Below are 21,052 nucleotides of genomic sequence, written 5' to 3' on the forward strand. Positions count from 1 at the left end.
GCTCATACCTTTCTATGATAATTAATAAATCCGTTCAACAATTTTTTAACCCTTTCCACTTCGGTTAAAATGATATCAATATCAGTAGAAATATATTCCAAATCATTGGCTAGTATTAATTGTGTTTCAAGCTCGTAAAGAGAACCTCTTGCGATGTGTAAAAAATGTATAGCTTCTTTTGCTGTTTGTCTACCGGATGCTTCAGCGATATTTGAAGGAACCGAAACTGCACATCGTTGAACTTGAGAGATTAAAGAAAATTTTTCATCCTCAGGAAAAGATTTAGTGATCACATAAATTCCTTTGACCAATTTTCTTGCTTGTATCCAAACGTCTAATTCTTTATAATCCAATTCTAAATATTTAACATTCTACGAAAAACGGCTAACGAATAACGATCTAGGTTCATAATCTTTGACCAAATCGGCAATCGCAGTGATATGTTCTGGCGTTGTCCCGCAACAGCCGCCTACAATATTTACCAAACCTTTTTCTACATATTCTTTAATCTGTATGGCCATTTGCTCCGGTGTTTCATCATATTCCCCAAAGGCATTTGGCAAACCTGCATTTGGGTGTGCACTAATGGCATGTTCAGATTTTGCGGAAATGACTTCCAAATGTGGTACCAATTGTTTTGCTCCCAAAGCACAGTTAAATCCGACTGATAGTATAGGGATGTGGGATATGGATATCAAAAATGCTTCTGCAGTCTGTCCAGATAAGGTTCGGCCCGAAGCATCGGTTATAGTGCCACTTACCATTATAGGAACTTCAATACTTCGTTCGTCCTTTACCTCTTCAATAGCGAACAAGGCCGCTTTGGCATTAAGTGTATCAAAGATGGTCTCTACCAAAAGAATATCTGCACCACCATCCAATAAAGCTTCTACCTGTTGTTTGTAAGCTATTCGTAGCTCTTCAAAAGAAACTCCTCTGAAACCTGGGTCATTGACATCTGGCGACATACTTGCCGTTTTATTGGTAGGACCAATACTGCCAGCAACAAAACGAGGCTTATTTGGTTCTTTGACAGTAAACTCATCCGCTACTTTTTTCGCTATACGTGCCGATTCATAATTTAACTCATACACTAACCCTTCCATATGGTAATCGGCCATGGCTATAGTGGTACCAGAAAAGGTATTGGTCTCCACTATGTCGGCACCAGCTGCAAAATATTTACGGTGTACTTCTGAAATCGCTTCTGGCTGTGTCAGCGACAATAAATCATTGTTTCCCTGTAATGGATGCGCCCAATCTTTAAAACGTTCCCCTCTAAAATCAACTTCGGTGAATTTATAGCGTTGTAACATGGTACCCATGGCACCATCCAACACCAAGATTTTTTCTTGTAAAAGCTCTTCTATTTTGACCATATGTTAGTTACCTTATTTGTAAGGTATATTTTAAATCAAGAAAAATGAATAAGGGTAGACCTGTTGTCTTTATTCGGTTATCTCCCCACTTTAGCGGGTAGAACGTAGCACCTTCATAGTTCCCAATGGGCATTGGAATAAACTAAGGGTTGCTAAGGTTTCACAGGGTCTATTCCCTCCACCTTTCTTGATAACAATTTCAATTTTTTAATGAACTGTAAGCAAAGAAACATCACAAAACGTTCTAAACCAAAAAATGGTTTAAAAAAAGCCTCCATATGGAGGCTTTTCGCTAACTCAAATAGAAACTTGTAACTTCCTAAATGATACTCTGTACTACTTCTTTCTTCGCTTCTTTTTTAGAACCATCAAAACCTTCAACACCACCAACGGTGGTATATTTCATTACGAAGCGCTTATTTGGATTAATGATTTGGTATGCGTACTGGCACATTACCGCAGCTTCATGAAAACCGGAAAGAATCAATTTCAGTTTCCCTTCATAGGTATTGACATCACCTATAGCAAACACACCGGGAATATTGGTTTGATAGTCTTTGGAATTGTTGACCTTAATCGCGTTTTTCTCTATCTCTAATCCCCAACTTCCAATAGGTCCTAGTTTTGGAGAAAGTCCGAACAATGGAATGAAGTTATCTGCTTCCAAATACGTATCTTCCTTTTCTTTGTTGTTATGCTTTATAACTACTCCGCTCAAATCGTTGTTGCCATGCAACGCTGTTACCTGAGCTTCAGTGAATAGTTTGATTTTCCCCAATTTGGCCAATTCCGATGCTTTCTCTACTGAATCCAACGCTCCCCTAAATTCATTTCTTCTGTGTACCAATGAAACCTCAGCAGCTACATCTGCCAGATAAATGGACCAATCCAATGCGGAATCTCCACCACCGGCGATAACCACTTTTTTGTTACGATAAATTTCTGGGTCCTTTATGATATAGGAAACCCCTTTATCTTCATATTGGGCAATATTTTCCAATTGTGGTTTACGAGGTTCAAATGAGCCCAATCCACCTGCTATTACCACAACGGGGGCATGATGTTGGGTACCTTTATTTGTAGTGACCACAAAGGAACCATCTTCCAGTTTATCCAAAGTCTCTGCACGCTCTCCCAACGTAAAGCCGGGCTCAAAAGGTTTAACCTGTTCCAAGAGTCTATCCACTAAATCCCCTGCCAAAATCTCAGGATACGCAGGAATATCATAAATAGGTTTTTTAGGATAAATTTCTGAGCACTGACCTCCAGGTTGGGGAAGTGCATCTATTAAATGGGTTTTTAATTTTAACAACCCTGCCTCGAATACCGTGAACAGTCCAGTAGGGCCGGCTCCAATTATCAATATATCTGTCTTTATCATAGTATTTCTTTTTCTAATAAAACCAATGCTTTCTGATTGTACTCCTTTTGTATTTCCAACACTTTTTGTCTGTGATTTACCACCTCTCCAATAATAATAATTGCAGGATTGGATAACTGCTGCTCCTTTGCCTTGTTCTCAATTGAAGCAACAGTACCAATCCCTATTTTTTCGTTTTCTGTTGTACCGTTTTGAATAATGGCCACGGGCGTATTGGACTTTCCTTCCAACCGAAACAAATCCATAATTTCCTTCAACTTGGACATGCCCATTAATATTACAACCGTAGCACTGGACTTTGCGGCAAGGGCCACATCTTTGGACAGCTTATGTTCCTTGGTTGTTCCCGTGATCACCCAAAAACTTTCGGATGCACCCCTTTTGGTCACTGGTATGTTTTGAGAAGCGGGTACGGATACCGATGAGGAAATTCCGGGAACTATAGCGGTCTCAAGTCCATGCTTTGCAGCATATTCCATCTCCTCGGCACCCCTTCCAAAAACGAAAGGGTCTCCTCCCTTTAGGCGTACCACATGTCCTTTATCGTATGCACGTTGTACAATCAGTTCATTAATTTGTTCTTGTTGATAGGCGTAACATCCTTTTCGTTTGCCCACAAAGATTTGTTCTGCTTTTGAGGCATATTCCAATAATGCAGTATCTACTAAAGCATCGTAAAGAACAACATTGGCATCCTGTAATGCTTTAATCCCTTTTAGGGTTATTAAATCGATATCACCAGGGCCAGCTCCGACTACGGTAAGTTTTGGTCTATGCATTGGTAAGCTCTAATTTTCTATAGTTTTCCAATCGCTCCAAAACAGTTTTTGCATCTTCTATGTAACTAGCCGCAAAATCTTTTGATGGCCTATTTTGATTCAATTGTAAGGCCACTTCTTCAAAACTTTTAGCGAAGCTGATTTTTCCCGGTTCCACAAAAAGTCTGTCAAAATCCTTGATTATTGAAGCTTGGGTATTCGTCTTCACCTTTTCAGACGTAAGAAGTGCTTTTGCGGAGTTAACTATAGATTGATAGGAATAGTAAATACTGGCGGCCCATTTTTCTTGCTTCAGGGCTTCTTCGGCATTTTCAATTTTCTCCTGACTCTCATAAAAAAGTGTCGCCACCAAATCCACGATCACTCCTGCGCATTCACCAACACCTATTTCTTTCTTATACTTTTCCGCATTGCCCCAATCGATAAAATCGTCTTGGGTCAAGTTTTCTATATTGGTCAACGGTTTCAAAAATTCGTAAAAATAGTGCTCGCCTTTTTCTTGATAGTAATCAACAAAGGATACGCCATTACCATTTTTATTGAAATCGTCTAAAATCAATCGTAATGCTTGTGGTCCTCTTTTACTCGGAATTTTCACCACTTTATCTGCAAATCTCCCGTTACCATTACCAAAATTCCCCCCACCCAATAAAACCTGTAATGCTGGGGCAACCAATTTATCCTTGGTGCGTATAGACATTCCCTGAAAACCAATATTTGCCATGTTGTGCTGTCCACAGGCATTCATGCATCCGCTTATTTTTATAACAACGTCGGGGTTATTGATATACTCTGGATATTCTGCTTTTATCACGCGCTCCAATTCGGCAGCAATTCCTGTACTACTGGCTATTCCCAGATTACAAGTATCCGTGCCTGGGCAAGCAGTGATATCCAAAGCTTTATTGTAACCAGCTTCTACAAAACCAAGCTTTTTCAGTTCTGTGTAGAAAAATGGAACGGATTCTTCTTTTACATAAGGAATCAAAATGTTTTGTCTGAGTGACAACCTAATTTCACCTGCAGCAAAATTCTGTACTAAATACGCAAGTTTTCTAGCGTCAGTCGTATAAAAATCACCCAACAAGACTTTTATTCCAATTGCAACATATCCTTCTTGTTTTTGTGGTATGAGATTAGTGGATTTCCATTGTTCAAATGCGTCCTTATCCTCAATTCTAACTTTTGGAACGTTTGTTTTGGATATTGTTGGCTTGGGATACTTTTCAAAATCGATGGGATATGATTGGTGCGGAACTGCTAGTTGTTCTTTTTCCAAAAGTTCCTTGAATCCATCGAGTCCTAAATCTTTCAGTAAAAATTTCATTCTAGCTTTGGCTCGGCTCTTACGCTCTCCATACCTATCAAAAACACGGATTACACTCTCCATTAACGGAATTATCTTGTTTGATGGTAAAAAATCAAATAATACGTCCGCGTGCCGTGGCTGAGAACCTAGCCCACCTGCCAGCATTACTTTAAAGCCTCTTTCCCCATTTTTTATTTTTGCGATAAAGCCCAAGTCATGCATGTACGAAAGACCTGTATCGGAATCATTAGCCGAAAAAGAAACCTTAAATTTCCTCCCCATTTCCTGACCTATTGGGTTTCTTAAGAAATATTGAAAAAGCGCATGGGCATAAGGAGAAACATCAAATGGTTCATGAACATCTATTCCCGCTGTTTCACTTGCCGTAACATTTCGCACGGTATTCCCACAGGCCTCACGAAGTGTAACATCGTCTCTTTCCAATTGTGCCCATAGTTCTGGGGTTCGCTCCAAGTCCACATAATGTATCTGTATGTCTTGGCGCGTGGTGATGTGCAAACGTCCTCGTGAGTATTCATCGGACACATCACATATGCGAAGTAGTTGATTGGAAGTTACTTTTCCGTAGGGCAATTTGATACGTACCATCTGTACGCCGGGTTGGCGTTGGCCATAAACGCCCCTTGCCAGACGAAGGCTTCTGAATTTTTCTTCATCGACCTTACCTTCCTTGAACTGTCTGATTTTTTTATCCAGTTCTATAATATCTTTTTCAACGACTGGATTCTCTATTTCTGTTCTAAAACTTTGCATTTTTCAATATATCGTTATCTAGAAATTCTAGATAAATTAATTTACATATTTCCTATAGATTTAATAGGATTATTGATCAAAACAATTTCTATGTCTTCTGTCCTTAAGATTCCTTACTCTTAATCACCGATAAATCCTGCGCCTACGGTATTGTTTGTTTGCGTGTCTATTAAAATGAAAGAACCATTTGTTCTATGGTCTTTAAAGTTATCATAGAAAATAGGTTTGTTCAACTTAAAACTTACTTGGGCAATATCATTCATCGCCAAAACATTTGCCTCGGTATCGACTCCCGAATAGTCTGGAGCAATCTTATGATGAACTGTTTGCACTTTGGCCAATACTTTGTTAACTCCATGCTGCACCACGTATTTGTTACCAGGTACCAATTGTTTGGAATCCATCCACGAAATGGTCGCTGTAAATTCTTTTTCTATTGCTGGTAAATCGTCGGCCTTTACCAACATATCCCCCCTACTTAGGTTAATTTCATCTTCTAGGGTAATGGTAACCGATGAACGCCTTGCTGCTGTTTCATATTTTTGGTCGTAGAAGTAAATCTCCTTTATTCGAGACCTTGTTTGTGATGGTAAGGCAACTACCTCATCACCAACACTCAATTCACCACCATAGACCTTACCGGCAAACCCTCTAAAATCATGATGTTCTTCTGTTTTTGGACGTAACACATATTGTACAGGAAAACGTGGAGTACCTACATTAGAGACAGCGGCCATATCTAATGCCTCTAGGTGCCCCAATAGGGTATCACCGGCATACCAAGGCGTATTTTTCGATTTTTTCACTACGTTATCTCCCTTCAATGCACTGACTGGAATAAAGGTTATACGTTGCTCCTGATAATCGCGCTTTGACATTAATTCTTCAAAATCTGCTTTGATTTCATTGTATCGTTCCTCAGAAAAATCTACCAAGTCCATTTTATTGATAGCAACCACTACATCTTTGATCCGTAATAAATTATTGATAAAGAAATGTCTGTTTGTTTGTTCTATGACTCCTTTTCTAGCATCAATCAATATAATTGCCACCTGAGAGGTTGAGGCACCAGTGACCATATTCCTTGTATATTCCACATGACCTGGAGTATCAGCTATGATGTAACTCTTTTTTGGGGTGGAAAAATAAATGTGAGCTACGTCTATCGTAATTCCTTGTTCTCGCTCGGCCACAAGACCATCGGTTGCCAAAGAGAAGTCAAGATAGTCATACCCTTTTTGCTTACTTGTTTTTTCAATGGCCTCCAGCTTATCGGAAGTCAATGATTTTGTATCATATAACATTCTTCCGATAAGCGTGCTTTTGCCATCGTCTACACTTCCTGCAGTTGCTATTTTAAGTACTTCCATTTCTTGGTTGTTGGTTGTTCGATGGTGGTTTTTATTATCTCAAATCTACCATCAGCTACGAACAATTAACTATTTTTAAAAATATCCTTGTTGTTTTCTTTTTTCCATTGCAGCTTCTGAACGCTTGTCATCTATACGTGCTCCACGTTCAGATATAGATGAGTCCCTTATTTCGGATACTACTTTATCGATACTTATTGCATTAGATAAAACAGCAGCTGTACAAGACATGTCGCCAACCGTACGAAAACGTACCATACGTTCTTCCACCAACTCATCTTCTTCTCGGAAAACAATATTGTCATCTGCAGACCAAATCATACCGTCCCTTAGAAAAGTTTTACGTTTATGCGCAAAGTATATGGACGGAATTTCAATTTGTTCTTGTTGGATATAGGACCAAACATCCAACTCCGTCCAGTTTGATATTGGAAACACCCGTACGTTTTGTCCCAATTCGATTTGTCCGTTGAGCATATCGAACAATTCTGGACGTTGATTGCGCTCATCCCATTGACCAAAATCGTCACGTACCGAAAAAATACGCTCCTTCGCCCTTGCTTTTTCCTCATCCCTACGGGCACCACCGATACAGGCATCAAATTTAAACTCTTCGATTGCATCTAAGAGCGTGGTAGTCTGTAACGAATTTCGACTCGAATACCTTCCTGATTCTTCTTTTACTTTTCCTTGATCAATGGAGTCCTGAACATTTCTAATGATAAGTTCCACTCCCAATGCTTCAACTAATCTATCCCTAAACTCAATAGTTTCAGGAAAGTTGTGTCCTGTATCAATATGCATTAATGGAAAAGGAATCTTGGCAGGCCAAAATGCTTTTTGAGCTAACCTGACCAATGTAATGGAATCCTTTCCTCCTGAAAACAAGAGGACAGGTTTTTCGAACTGAGCCGCTACTTCCCTAAAGATATAAATAGCTTCATGCTCCAGCGCATTTGTCTGTAACTTTTGGGAACCCGAACTACTATTTAGCGTTTCTATTTCTTCTAGAAATGTATTCAAAATACTTTTTTTAATGGGTTAAGTATGCAATCCACATTCTCTGTTCTCAAGAACTTTAGTTGGATCAAAGTAATTATGCTCGTTTGGTAATTGATGCGTTTCAAGGTAGGCATCCAATTTTTCATCGTTCCAATGGTAAAAGGGGCTTACTTTTAGTATTCCGTCGTTGCTTAGACTAAGGATATCCAAAGAATCCCTATGTGCAGTTTGCCCTTTTCTCAAATTTGTGAACCAAACATCTGGCCTATGTTCTGCCATTGCTCTTCTAAAGGGTTCCAGTTTTACTTGTTCGGTAAATGTGGTATGGAGAGGGTCGTCTATCTGGGGAATTCCCATGACCACATCCCTGTAAGCCGATGTCTGCTTAGGTACATATAATCTAATGTTCAAACCCAAACGATCAATCAACTCTTCTGCGTGCTTATATGTAGGGTGAGTGTTATATCCCGTATCACACCAAATAACAGGAATAGCATTATCCACGTTCGTTATTGCATGAAGGATGGTTACCTCATAAGGACGAAAATTAGTAGTAACCACTGGTGTAGTGGCATTAGCCAAGGCCCAAGAAATAATTTCTTTAGGTTCGGCATCTTTAAATTGTAGATTTAAGTCTTGGATTTTTTCCTTTAAAACTATCATATCTGCATAACATTATTTACCCCAACCAATGCTGTTCCATAGTCTCTCGTGAAAAAAGTAGAGTATCATTTTGGTAACAAGTTCTATTAAGCCAATGGAAAATGCAAGTGATAAAGTACCGGTAACCACCCAGGATATGATGATGGTATCAAATGTTCCAACTATTCGCCAGCTTATGGATTTGGCCACACTACGCTTGGGGCTTTCTGAACTTTTGTCTTTTGCAAAAGTATCTTTGGTCTTTCTGTTATTTATCAGTAATTGGTTTGCAATCATAATAATTTTATTTTCCTATAGATTTAATAGGATAATCAAAAATAGAATTATTTATTAAAGTGAATCGTTAAAAGTCCAATAAAATTACTTTTATCCTATAGTTTTAATAGATTAACTTGATATAAACCTTATCGTTATAAAAATTTCAGGTAAAGTCAATTATAATTGAAGAATTCTAAATCAGGGAATGAGGTCGGCTAAAGTATTGTTCCGATAAACTTCAAGATTCGCATCACGCACCTTGAGCATTAGCTTATTTACCGAACATTGGTCTTGATTGGGACAATCCTCACATTTTTCGTAAAAATTCAAACTAACACAAGGAACCATGGCTATAGGGCCTTCCAAAACGCGCATTACGGTTGTCATCTGAATTTCATCTGGAGATTTTATAAGATAATATCCTCCACCTTTTCCTTTTTTCGAACCTAAAAAACCATTCCTGCGAAGGGTAAGCAGTATACTTTCCAAAAACTTTTGAGAGATGTTCTCATGTTTTGCGATTTCCGCAATTTGAACGGGCTCCTTACTATCCATTGAAGCAAGATAAGTAAGTGCTTTTAGACCATATTTCGTTTTTTTGGAGAGCATGCCACGAATATAGCGAAATTTAACAACTGCTTTTCCTGCTTTAGAAAAAGTGAGAAAAAATACTACTCTAGCGCTTGTGCGATATCTGCAATAATATCTTCGATATGTTCTAGCCCTACAGAAACACGAACCATTCCATCCGAGATACCGACAGATTCGCGTTCATCTTTGGTAAGTTTACTATGTGTAGTCGATGCGGGATGGGTCACAATACTTCTTGAATCTCCCAAATTGGCAGAAAGTGATAACAATTTTATAGCATCAAAGAATTTTTTCCCTTCTTCGAGCCCATCTTTTACTTCAAAAGCTACGACACAACCTCCCGCTTTCATTTGTTTTTTGGCTAATTCATATTTGGGATGGGATTTTAAAAAAGGATATTTGACCCAAGCCACTTTAGAATGGTTTTCTAAAAACTTAGCTAACCGTAAGGCATTTGAACAATGTCTATCCACTCGTATTCCCAATGTTTCCAAGCTTTTGGATAATACCCAAGCATTAAAGGGGGAAAGTGCAGGACCCGTAATCCTTGCGAAACGGTAGATTTTATCGATAAGCTCTGCATTCCCAACGGTGATTCCTGCAAGGACACGGCCTTGACCATCCATCAACTTTGTTCCAGAGTGAATGACCAAATCTGCTCCAAACTTGATAGGTTGTTGTAAATAGGGCGAAGCAAAACAATTATCAACAATAAGAATTAATCCATTTTTCTTCGCAATTTTACCAAGTGCCTCAAGGTCTAAAATATCTACTCCAGGGTTGGTAGGCGACTCGGCATAGATAACCTTGGTTTTGTTGGTTATCAGACTTTCTACTTCTTCCAAAGCATTAATATCAAAATAACTTGTGTCAATGTTCCATTTTGGAAAAAACTGTGTGAACAATGTATGCGTTGAACCAAAGATGCTCTTTGCAGAAATGATATGGTCACCACTTTCCAAGAGGGCAGCAAATGTTGAAAATACGGCAGCCATACCTGAAGCGAAGGCAAAACCTGCTTCGGCTCCTTCCATTTTGCAGACTTTCTCTATAAATTCTGACGAGTTTGGATTGGAATAGCGCGAATAAATATTCCGTTCTTTCTCTTCGGCAAACGAAGCCCTCATGTCTTCAGCATCATCAAATACAAAACTGGAAGTTAGATACATTGGTGTGGAGTGCTCCAAAAATTGGGTACGCTCCAGTTGTGTACGTATGGCTTCCGTTTCGAACTCAAATTTGTTTTTTTCTTTCATTTTACGCTTTCGTTGCTCATTTAATAGGCAATAGACCGTTATGCTTCAAGACGCTAGAACAAAGACTTTTTCGACTCACTACCGACTACCGACTACCGACTACCGACTAAAAAATCACTTTTTCTCCGCTATCCGTATAACATCTCCAAAAACACCTCTTGCGGTAACAGCAGCTCCTGCACCTGCACCTTGAATCACTAAAGGGTTTTCACCATAGGATTCTGTATAAATTTCAATAATCGAATCTGAACCATTTACTTGACCTAACGCACTTGATTTAGGAACGGATATTAATTTCACGTCCAAAATACCTTTTTCTTGTTGCAAATCGCCATGTAAATCCCCTACATATCGAAGTACGTACCCTTCTTGTTGGTTATTTTTTATTTTTGAAAAAACTTCATCCATTGACGCAATACTTTCCATAAAGTCTTCAAAACCTACATTTTGTAAGGTATCGGGAATCAAATTTTCTATATGGATATCAGAAAACTCGTTTTCCAAATCCAATTCACGGGCCAAAATCAATAATTTTCTTCCTACATCGTTTCCTGAAAGATCTTCACGAGGGTCAGGTTCGGTATATCCTTTTTCCATAGCTTTTTTTACAATCTCGGAAAGTGGTATTTCATCCTCGGAAAACGTATTGAAGATATAGCTCAACGAACCCGAAAAGACCCCTTTGATACGAGTTATGTTCTCCCCAGAAAGATGCAAGAGTTTTATAGTATCTATGAGTGGTAGTCCCGCTCCAACATTGGTTTCGTATAAATATTGCTTTTGATTTTTTTCAAGATGCGAACGTATTGTTTTGTAATAATCAAACCCCAACGTATTGGCAATTTTATTGGAAGATACCAAATCGAACCCATTGGCTATAAGGTCTTCATAATTGGATACAAAGGACTCGCTCGCTGTATTGTCAATGGCAATTAGGTTTTCAAGATGGTGCTTTTTAGCAAATTCTATAATGGATTTGGTCTGATGGAATGCATTCGCAGCTTCCAAATCATCTCGCCAAGAACTATGTACCCCTTCAACATTAAATAAGGTCTTTCTGGAGTTAGATACTGCGAAAATCCTTAAATCGATTCCTTTTCGTTTTTCGATACTTTTTTGTGAACTTAGTATCTGGTCTATCAATGTACCACCAACATTTCCATGACCAAAAATAGCCAGATTTACTCTTTTAGAGATTCCAAAAATCTGTCCATGAACCACATTTACGGCTTTGTGCAAATCAGCACTATTGACAACCAAACTCACGTTTTTCCCTGAAACTGTATTGTTGAAAAGTAAAGGAACAACCTGATTTTTTGCCAAGGCATTGAAAGGTTTGTGAAAAGCACTTAAATCCATTCCCACGATCGAGATAACGGCTACATCATCTACCACCGTAATCTGATTTACATCTTTATTGGAATAGTCGGTCTTAAATTCTATATCCAGTACTCGTTTGGCTTTTTGAGCTTGTTTGGAATCCACCACTAGACCTATGCCCCTTTCCGAAGAACCTTGGGAAATGATTCCTACGTTAATGTTGTTGAGGCCAAGAACGGTAAAGATTCTGGCATCGACCCCAACTTTGCCCAAAAGTCCTCTTCCCTCCAGATTTATTAGTGCCACATGCTCCAGAACCGATAAGGATTTTATGCCCCCATTTTCTGTTTCGGCACCGATCAGGGTACCTTCATTTTTTATATTGAACGTGTTCAGGATGCGTAATGGAATGTTTTTCTCCAATAAAGGGATTATCGTCTTGGCATGAAGAATAGTAGCACCAAAATTTGCAAGTTCGTTTGCTTCGGCATAAGAAATGTAACGTATCAACCTAGCTTCGGGAACCAAATCGGGATTCGCTGTAAAAATACCATCTACATGGGTATAGTTAACAAGTTCGCTGGCATCCAGAAAATTCGCCAGCAATGCTGCAGAGTAGTTGCTTCCATTTCTTCCCAATGTAGTAGTTTCACCTTCTTTGTTGGAAGCTATAAATCCAGTAATTATAGGCACAACATCAGCATCCAATGCTTGAAAATAACGGATAACATTTTCTTTGGAGACAAGTTCATCCACTTCAGCATCGTTGAATGTATCGTCCGTTTTTATCAATTTTCTGGAATCGACAAGTTGTGCTTTAACCCCAGATTCCACTAATATCGAGGTAATTACTTTTCCCGAAATCAATTCGCCGTAGGACAACAATTCATCCTTAATTTTTAGACTATAATCTCCTGTTAGCGAAACTCCTTTTAACAGTTTTGCAATATGATTCAATTCTTCTTTAAGCTCAATTTTTGAAAAGGCTCCTCTTTGATAGTCAGAAAAAGTTTGAAGTTCTTTACTGAAATCCTTCCCTTTAGCTGCCAGTTCGAGCATAGCTTCCAATTGGTCCGTTGCTTTACCTCTCGCTGAAAGGACTACCCCAAAATTTTCTCCTGCGTTAGCTCTTGTAGAAATAATCTCCAGTACATTTTGCAATCCTTTGCCATTAGCCAAGGATTTTCCACCAAACTTTAAAATCTTGATGCGCTCCTTTTTCCCATTTTTTTGAAAAATTGGCCCAAGCAGGTTTTCCAATTGTTGAAATTCAATCAAAAAGGCATCGTGACCGTGAAGCGATTGTACTTCTCCATAGGTGACATTAGCATTTGCCTGTGCTAAATTTCGAAATGTTTCCTTGTTTTCTTCTGCCGTAAAAAACAAATCTGAATTAACCCCAATGATATGAATCTTGGTATCGCTTTTCTGAATCAAATCAAAAGCATCCCCGCCATTTCTTGTGATGTCGATTGTCTTTAATAACTGATTCATCAACTTATACGCAGAGAGCTGAAAACGTTCTTGAAGCTTTTTCCCGTGGTGCATCAACCAACTTTCTACATTAAAAACCTTCAGTTCTTCATTGGTGCTTCGCTTAAATCTAGCTTTGAAAGACTCGGGAGTACGATAACATAACATGGCGTGCATACGCGCATCGTGCACGGGTTGTTTGGAATTTACCAAAAACTGTTCTTGAATCTGGCAATTGGCAATCAACCAATCTGTTGACTTCCAATCAGAAGCCACTGGAATTAAATGTTGGGTGATTTTAGGGTCAAGGGCTACCATTTCCCAAGCAATACCACCGCCCAAAGAACCGCCAATGACAGCAAATAGTTTCTCTACCTTTAGTTGTTCCAGCCCATTGAGAAAAATCTTGGCAATATCTCCTGCCACAAAATCCTTGTAATTATCGATTACGAAACTATCATAACCGTTTCCAGGAATGTTAAAGGCCAAAATGGTGTACCTTCCAGTATCGATACATTTGTTATCGCCAACGATATCAGTCCACCATCCGCCATCACCGGTTACGTTCGAATTTCCCGTTAGGGCATGGTTTACCAATACAATCGGGGCGGTATGCAATTCCTTCCCGAACAACTGGTAAGACAATTGTAAATCTTGGGTATTCCCAGATAGGGCAGTGAAATTTGGTATGTTGATGTGTTGGAGCATTTTATTTTTATTTGTAACTGTGGCTTCGCTACGCTCAGCCACCATATCAGGATTTCTTTTTAGAATCATTGTGATAGTTTGGCTACGCTCAGCCTCCGGGTAAAACTCATTTTATATCATGTTTAACTTAATCGGTCACTGAGCGTAGCCGAAGTGACAACTATGCTTCCTTGTAATATTTATAATGTGAATCATTCTTACATTCAGATAGGCCTGACAAAGTTTCGACTTTCCCTTTTATCAATGCTTCTTTTTTAGCCCTAGACCATCCTTGAATCTGCTTTTCACGGTAGAATGCCGAATCTATTCTCATGTACTCTTCAACATAAATTAATTTAACTGGTAGTCTCTTCTTTGTATGATTCGCTCCTTTACCTTCTTGATGCTCAACCAATCTTTTATCCAAATCTTTCGTACTACCCGTGTAATAACTGCCATCGGAACATTCTAAAATGTATACAAATCCTTTCATTCTCATCATTATTGTGGCTTCGACTACGCTCAGCCACCGTGTATAAATTATTTGAGACTAATCAGTAGTTTCGACTACGCTCAGCCACCGATTTTTAACCTCAATTGAAGTTAGTATAGGGTCACTGAGCGTAGCCGAAGTGGCTTTTACGCCAAAACTGATTTATCTATAGTTGCAAAGGCACTTTCCAAATCGGTTTTTAAGTCTTCAATATCTTCTAGACCCACGGACAAACGAATCAAATCTTTTGTAACTCCCGTTGATTCTTGGGCTGCATCATCCAATTGTTGGTGCGTTGTACTTGCAGGGTGAATGATCAACGACTTCGTATCGCCTATATTTGCCAATAAAGAGAAAACCTTGGTTTCATCAGCTATCTTTTTAGCAGATTCAAATCCACCTTTGACACCAAAGGTGACAATACCGCTCTGACCTTTTGGCAAATACGTCTTTACTTGTACATGGTATTTGCTCGATTGTAATCCAGGATAATTTACCCAAGCTACTTCTTCTCTGCATTCCAGCCATTCTGCTAAAGCCAGTGCATTTTCACTATGTTGCTTCATACGAATTGCCAAAGTTTCCAACCCTTGGATAATTTGCCATGCATTGTAGGGGCTGGCGGCTCCACCAAAATCCCTGAGACCTTCTATCCTGACCTTGGCGATAAAGGCAGCAGGACCTAATACCTCGTGGTATACCAATCCGTGATATCCGGGCGAAGGTTCGGTAAATTCGGGGAACTTTCCATTGCCATAATCAAATGTTCCTGCATCAATGATCACTCCTCCCAGCGATGTTCCGTTTCCGTTGATATACTTTGTCAATGAATGTATAACAATATTGGCCCCATGTTCAATGGGGTTTAACAGTGCTGGAGTTGCTACGGTATTATCTACAATAAATGGCACTTTAGCTGTTTTTGCTTCGGAGGAAATTGCTTTCAAATCCAACACATCCAGTTTTGGATTGCCTAAAGATTCCACAAAAATGGCTCTTGTATTTTCTTGTACTGCCTTTCCAAAATTAGAAGGTTCTTCCGGGTCAACGAAGGTTGTTGTTATCCCTAATCTTGGCAACGTATTCGCCAATAAATTATAGGTTCCGCCATATAGACTGCTAGACGCTACAATATGATCTCCAGTTCTCAGCAATACCAATAAGGCCGTGGAAATGGCAGCTGTTCCAGATGCAGTTGCTACAGAAGCAATACCACCCTCCAAAGCAGCCAAACGTTGTTCCAACACATCTGTGGTGGGATTGTTCAAACGGGTATAGATATACCCTGGCTCAGAGAGGTTAAAGAGATTTGCAGCATGGTCGGCATCGTTAAAAACATAGGCCGTACTTTGGTAAATTGGAACTGCTCGCGTTCCCCCATTTGCAGATACATCATGACCTGCGTGTAAAGCGTTTGTAGAAAATTTTTGATCACTCATGATTTTGTTTTTGTGCATCCATTCTTTTTTTGGATACTGGTTTTAAAAGATTTCATTTTAAACATATCCTTCGACTACGCTCAGGATACGAAATAGTAAAAGCCAAACCCTGTCCGCCGACTTTGCGGTTAGGTAAAATCAAAAAGTTATAAGAAAATGGAATCGAAAAATTTCGATGATTGTTATCCTTCCCAATGTTGGTCGAATTACTTCAACAGGTTCCAAGCCGTGCTTGGAAAGGGTAGAATTTAGCACCTTCTTAGTACAAGAGACTAAGGGTTGCTAAGGTTTCGCAGGGTCTAATCCCTCCACCTTTCTTGATAACTATTCAATACGTGTTTGAACTTATTAGGACAAATATAACGTCAGATTTTTTTAAAATCCTAATGATTATGGAAAATTTCACAAAAACCTAGTGTTTTTATAGGATACCTTATCATGACCAATACTTAGAATAGTACAAACAGCATCACAAGAAATAGTGTGACATGAGCTTCGCACCAATACGATAGAACTGGATGAGATTAACACATATACTCGGATTTTTCAAAAAACTTGATGAATTACAAATTGATTGTAATCCAATCAAAAAAATATGACAGCAACCCAACGTGATTTTTAATAGGCTAATTGGAATGCTGTTTCATTTTTCTGTGTGAAATACCTTCAAGCATTTTTACTTAAGGTATAGTATGTGCTTCTGATAAAGATAGGTTTCACTACCTAAAATAGTGTATATAATACGGTCTCAATGACACCTCCATAATCTATATTGTCAACAGATAACAACTTTTTTTCTTCCTTCATTTTTAAATGGAACGGTGTTGCCGTTAGCACGACCCCACTTTGCTTTTTTAAACGAATTCCCTGACCTGAAATCAATTCTTTATTGGGGATAAAACCTCCTTTAGGTACATGTTCCGTAAGCAAAAGATATTGGAAACCGTAGAGTTTATTTACAATGTTCAAAATTTCTGCATTGGACAAATGTTGCAATACCTGGCGCAAAATTGCACAATCACCCGATGGCAGTTCATCCTTGGCAATGTCCAAGCAACTGAACTCTAAATTTTGTTCCCTAAACTGTTCTTTATTATATGCTACCAAATCTGGAACAATATCAACGGCAATATAGTTTTTAGTGTGTTTGACCAATTCCTTTCCTATATTGAAATCTCCACAACCTAAATCACAAACGGTAATGGGGTGCTCAAAGGATTGTAAAAATGATGTAACTGCTTTTAGGTAAGGTGCCACAACATTGGGGTGATGGGAACCCTGTCCAGAATAGTAATGAGAACCGTTATCACCCCAAAGCTTTTTTTCATAAACCTGTTCCATTACCCTTTTTGTAGGCCAGGCTTTTTTGGAGGTTTTCATGAAGTGGACATGGCTTATTTCAATACAGAAAATTCTATACTTGAATCCGTAAAAACGGTATGTGTCTGAGTTTTAAAGTCCTCTTCATTGGCTTTAAAAATATTCTCCACATACGTCTGCGGATTTAAATCTATCAAAGGAAACCACGTACTTTGTACCTGTACCTGAAGCTTGTGCCCTTTTTTTATGGTATGAAAAACATCTTGCAATTTTATATTGACTTCAGTTTTTTGATTTGGTATGAAAGGTTCTGGATTGGTAAAGCTATTTCGGAAACGTCCTCGCATCACCTCACTTCTAACCATGAGATGATAGTTGCTCATCTTCAAATGGTCCTGCATTTCTTCGTTGGTTTCGGTATTGGAAGGGTGTACATCAATTACCTTCACAATCCAATCCGCAGCATCCCCCGTGGTCGAGACCTTTAACTTTGCCAAAATATCTCCTGCCAGCGTAAGATCATCTTCCATTACTTCAGTTTCAAATACTAAGACATCGGAACGCCTAGACGCAAAACGCTGGTCATCTGTCATGTATTTTCTTGGTGTGAACACCGACTTAACGTCTTCGGAATAAGGTACTGGCTTTTTGATATCACTGATAAACTGTATTCCCGAAACCTTGTTAGACTCAGATGCAAGTTCTTGATTTTCTGATAAAAACATTTCTTTCTTCTGTACGCCATTTGGTGGCCATGTATCGTATTGTTTCCATTCTTTACGACCTGAATCAAACACATATGCTTCGGGCAAACCCGAGTTTTTGTCACCTGCTCCTTTTAAAAAATGATGAAAAAACTTCGTTTCTATATTTTCTTGGTAGAATTCCGATATTTCATCTCCAAAGTAATAGTTGCCAACAACAGTGCGCCCATCTCTTTTGGACCATCTACCATGGTCCCAAGGACCAAAAACCATGGTATTGTAGTTCTCCGGATTGTATTTTTCAATGTTCTTGTAGGTTTCCAACGGACCATAAAGATCTTCAGCATCAAACCAACCGCCAACCACCATGGTTGCTACATGGGATTTCACATTTTTTAAATACTGAATAATTCCCTTACTTTGCCAAAGTTCATCATAATTAGGGTGTTCCTTTAATTCGTTCCAAAAGAAATCATCGGTCATAGCATCTGGGGCTATAGAGGCTCTATCCTTTATATCGTACTCAAAGAAAGAGTTCAAATTACTTAAAGGTCCTTTGTCCAAGAAAAATTGGTATTGATCTTCTGTACCAATATCAGGCAATGTGTACCATGCCGTATCTATAGGCTGGTCACCGTTTGGTCTTGGCGTTCCAAACAATGAAGTTGCCCTAAAATAGCTTAGCAGATAAGCCCCATTATGATGAAAATCATCAAAAAAGAAATCTCCTATGCTCGCTTGGGGAGAGGCCGCTTTTAATGCCGGATGAGCATCTACCGTAGCGTAGGTAGCATAAAATCCGGGATAAGAAATACCCCAGATGCCCACATTACCGTTGTTGTTTTCAACATTATTTACAAGCCACTCAATTGTATCATAAGTATCAGAACTTTCGTCCACGTCTGCATCCGAAGTTTTGTTTGGAATATATGCCCGCATATTCTCATAACTGCCTTCGCTAAGCCATCTACCCCGCACATCTTGATATACCACTATATATCCTTCTTCCATCATGTGTATATTGGGGGCAATTTTTTCTTTAAATTGATTCTCTCCATAGGGTCTAGAACTGTAAGGCGTACGCTGCATGATGATAGGATACGCTTTGGATGTATCCTTTGGGGAATAGATTGTCGTATGTAATTTTATGCCATCCCTCATGGGAATATCCACTTCTTTTTTAGTATAGTTGTCCGCAACGTAACTAGTTGAAACTTCAGTATCGGAAGAAGACTTCTTGGTTTTTGAGCAAGAGCCTAAGAGAATCGAGACAAATACAAGTGTAAGGAAAATTTTAAAATTGAATTTTGGCATAGCTATACTTTTAAGTTCTAAAACTAATAAAGTTGAATTAAGAATACGAAAAATAATCAGGGAAAATCCAAGTTGTCTGTTCTAACACAACCGAGAACTGAGCAAATCTAGATATCTCGTCTGTGGTCAATATGGTATAAAACCAAAAAAGGAACCGAATTCGGTTCCTTTTCAATATTGGGTTATACTGCCACTAAAGTCCAAAAGCGGTCTTTACATCGTCAACTTTATCCAATTTCTCCCATGTAAAGAGTTCCACTTCTTTTTCTATTCTTCCATTATAAGGCGATTCAAAAATCTTGTTGACGGTTTTGGGTTCTTTTCCCATATGTCCGTAAGCAGCCGTTTCCAAATAGATAGGGTTTCTCAGTTTTAAACGCTCTTCTATAGCAAAAGGGCGCATATCGAACAATTCTGATGCTTTTTTTGCTATTTCGCCATCGGACAAATCAACATTTGCTGTACCATAGGTATCCACAAAAATTGATGTTGGCTCCACCACTCCAATAGCGTAGCTGACCTGAACCAAAATTTCATCTGCTACTCCTGAAGCCACTAAATTTTTAGCGGCATGCCGTGCTGCATAAGCTGCACTTCTGTCCACTTTGCTTGGATCTTTTCCGCTAAAAGCTCCACCGCCATGCGCTCCCTTTCCACCATAAGTATCCACAATGATTTTACGTCCCGTAAGACCAGTATCGCCGTGAGGGCCTCCAATCACAAATTTCCCTGTGGGGTTGATATGATAGGTAATATCCTCCGTAAATAAATCCTGTATTTTTTTAGGTAACAAATTTTTTACCAAAGGAATTAGAATCTCTACAATGTCTTTCTTAATTTTTTCCAGCATTTTTTCATCAGAGTCAAACTCATCATGCTGGGTAGAGACCACTATTGTATCAATACGTTGCGGAACGTTATCATCAGAGTATTCTATGGTTACCTGAGCTTTGGCATCTGGTCGCAAATAATTGATTTTACTCCCATCTTTTCTTAATTTCGCCAAAACCTGAAGGATTTTATGGGAAATATCCAAGGCCAATGGCATATAGTTTTCTGTTTCTTTTGTGGCGTAACCGAACATCATTCCCTGATCTCCAGCACCTTGTTCTTCCTTAACTCCCCGGTCTACTCCTTGGTTAATATCTTGGGACTGTTCATGAATCAATGAAATCACTCCACAAGAATCGCCACTAAATTGATATTCGCCTTTGGTATAGCCTATTGTATTGATAACGTCCCTTGCTATATTTTGTACATCTAGGTAGGTACCACTTTTTACCTCACCGGCCAAAACCACTTGCCCTGTAGTTACCAAAGTTTCGCAAGCTACTTTGCTCTCGGGGTCAAAAGCCAAAAAATGGTCTAAAAGAGCGTCGCTAATTTGGTCTGAAACTTTATCTGGGTGTCCTTCACTTACAGATTCGGAAGTAAATAAATATGCCATTCTTTATTTTTATGGAAATATTGACCATCACATGTTGAAGAAGTTCAATCTCTGTCGGGAGAGATACCAAAATTAACCTGGTATGAACTGCTT

At 38.9% G+C, this 21,052-nt stretch carries 17 protein-coding genes and 2 riboswitches; all 17 genes read right to left on the bottom strand.

Features of this window, described 5'->3' with window-relative positions; all coding sequences use genetic code 11:
- Window positions 1-2 precede the first annotated feature (2 nt).
- Window positions 3-353, bottom strand: coding sequence for a four helix bundle protein (locus KIM67_RS07800; RefSeq protein WP_213830779.1), 351 nt, complete (start codon window positions 351-353; stop codon window positions 3-5).
- An 18-nt stretch (window positions 354-371) separates the two neighbouring features.
- Complete coding sequence (locus tag KIM67_RS07805) at window positions 372-1,379, bottom strand: homocysteine S-methyltransferase family protein (protein WP_213830780.1); 1,008 nt, start codon at window positions 1,377-1,379, stop codon at window positions 372-374.
- Window positions 1,380-1,453: 74 nt separating this feature from the next.
- Window positions 1,454-1,576, bottom strand: a riboswitch (SAM riboswitch).
- 122 nt (window positions 1,577-1,698) lie between these two features.
- Window positions 1,699-2,760: an NAD(P)/FAD-dependent oxidoreductase gene (locus KIM67_RS07810; RefSeq protein ID WP_213830781.1), complete on the bottom strand. Its 1,062-nt coding sequence runs from the start codon at window positions 2,758-2,760 to the stop codon at window positions 1,699-1,701.
- Window positions 2,757-3,539, bottom strand: coding sequence for a uroporphyrinogen-III C-methyltransferase (gene cobA, locus KIM67_RS07815; RefSeq protein WP_213830782.1), 783 nt, complete (start codon window positions 3,537-3,539; stop codon window positions 2,757-2,759). Before cobA ends, KIM67_RS07810 begins: the two co-directional genes overlap by 4 nt.
- Complete coding sequence (locus KIM67_RS07820) at window positions 3,532-5,622, bottom strand: HEPN domain-containing protein (protein WP_213830783.1); 2,091 nt, start codon at window positions 5,620-5,622, stop codon at window positions 3,532-3,534. Before KIM67_RS07820 ends, cobA begins: the two co-directional genes overlap by 8 nt.
- A 119-nt stretch (window positions 5,623-5,741) precedes the next feature.
- Complete coding sequence (locus tag KIM67_RS07825) at window positions 5,742-6,992, bottom strand: sulfate adenylyltransferase subunit 1 (protein WP_213830784.1); 1,251 nt, start codon at window positions 6,990-6,992, stop codon at window positions 5,742-5,744.
- A 75-nt stretch (window positions 6,993-7,067) separates the two neighbouring features.
- Window positions 7,068-7,994, bottom strand: coding sequence for a sulfate adenylyltransferase subunit CysD (gene cysD, locus KIM67_RS07830; RefSeq protein ID WP_213830847.1), 927 nt, complete (start codon window positions 7,992-7,994; stop codon window positions 7,068-7,070).
- 39 nt (window positions 7,995-8,033) lie between these two features.
- Complete coding sequence (locus KIM67_RS07835) at window positions 8,034-8,657, bottom strand: phosphoadenosine phosphosulfate reductase family protein (RefSeq protein ID WP_213830785.1); 624 nt, start codon at window positions 8,655-8,657, stop codon at window positions 8,034-8,036.
- Window positions 8,658-8,669: 12 nt separating this feature from the next.
- Window positions 8,670-8,933: a DUF2061 domain-containing protein gene (locus KIM67_RS07840; RefSeq protein ID WP_213830786.1), complete on the bottom strand. Its 264-nt coding sequence runs from the start codon at window positions 8,931-8,933 to the stop codon at window positions 8,670-8,672.
- A gap of 180 nt (window positions 8,934-9,113) precedes the next feature.
- Window positions 9,114-9,524, bottom strand: coding sequence for an Rrf2 family transcriptional regulator (locus tag KIM67_RS07845; RefSeq protein ID WP_213830787.1), 411 nt, complete (start codon window positions 9,522-9,524; stop codon window positions 9,114-9,116).
- Window positions 9,525-9,586: 62 nt separating this feature from the next.
- On the bottom strand, window positions 9,587-10,762 hold the full coding sequence (locus tag KIM67_RS07850; protein WP_213830788.1) for a PLP-dependent aspartate aminotransferase family protein: 1,176 nt from the start codon (window positions 10,760-10,762) through the stop codon (window positions 9,587-9,589).
- Between the two features lie 114 nt (window positions 10,763-10,876).
- On the bottom strand, window positions 10,877-14,263 hold the full coding sequence (gene thrA, locus KIM67_RS07855) for a bifunctional aspartate kinase/homoserine dehydrogenase I (protein ID WP_213830848.1): 3,387 nt from the start codon (window positions 14,261-14,263) through the stop codon (window positions 10,877-10,879).
- Window positions 14,264-14,423: 160 nt separating this feature from the next.
- Window positions 14,424-14,735, bottom strand: coding sequence for a GIY-YIG nuclease family protein (locus tag KIM67_RS07860; protein WP_250149199.1), 312 nt, complete (start codon window positions 14,733-14,735; stop codon window positions 14,424-14,426).
- Window positions 14,736-14,881: 146 nt separating this feature from the next.
- Window positions 14,882-16,174 (bottom strand): O-acetylhomoserine aminocarboxypropyltransferase/cysteine synthase family protein, encoded by a 1,293-nt coding sequence (locus KIM67_RS07865; protein ID WP_213830789.1) that lies wholly within the window; start codon window positions 16,172-16,174, stop codon window positions 14,882-14,884.
- Window positions 16,175-16,353: 179 nt separating this feature from the next.
- Window positions 16,354-16,501, bottom strand: a riboswitch (SAM riboswitch).
- A 396-nt stretch (window positions 16,502-16,897) separates the two neighbouring features.
- Window positions 16,898-17,554: a class I SAM-dependent methyltransferase gene (locus KIM67_RS07870; RefSeq protein ID WP_213830790.1), complete on the bottom strand. Its 657-nt coding sequence runs from the start codon at window positions 17,552-17,554 to the stop codon at window positions 16,898-16,900.
- Window positions 17,555-17,568: 14 nt separating this feature from the next.
- Window positions 17,569-19,512 carry a CocE/NonD family hydrolase gene (locus KIM67_RS07875; RefSeq protein WP_213830791.1) on the bottom strand — a complete coding sequence of 648 codons (1,944 nt, stop codon included), beginning with the start codon at window positions 19,510-19,512 and terminating at the stop codon, window positions 17,569-17,571.
- 193 nt (window positions 19,513-19,705) lie between these two features.
- On the bottom strand, window positions 19,706-20,959 hold the full coding sequence (metK, locus tag KIM67_RS07880; RefSeq protein ID WP_213830792.1) for a methionine adenosyltransferase: 1,254 nt from the start codon (window positions 20,957-20,959) through the stop codon (window positions 19,706-19,708).
- Between the last annotated feature and the right edge of the window lie 93 nt (window positions 20,960-21,052).

Origin of the sequence: Flagellimonas sp. 389, from assembly GCF_018449435.1 — a bacterium.
Classification (GTDB): Bacteria; Bacteroidota; Bacteroidia; order Flavobacteriales; family Flavobacteriaceae; genus Flagellimonas.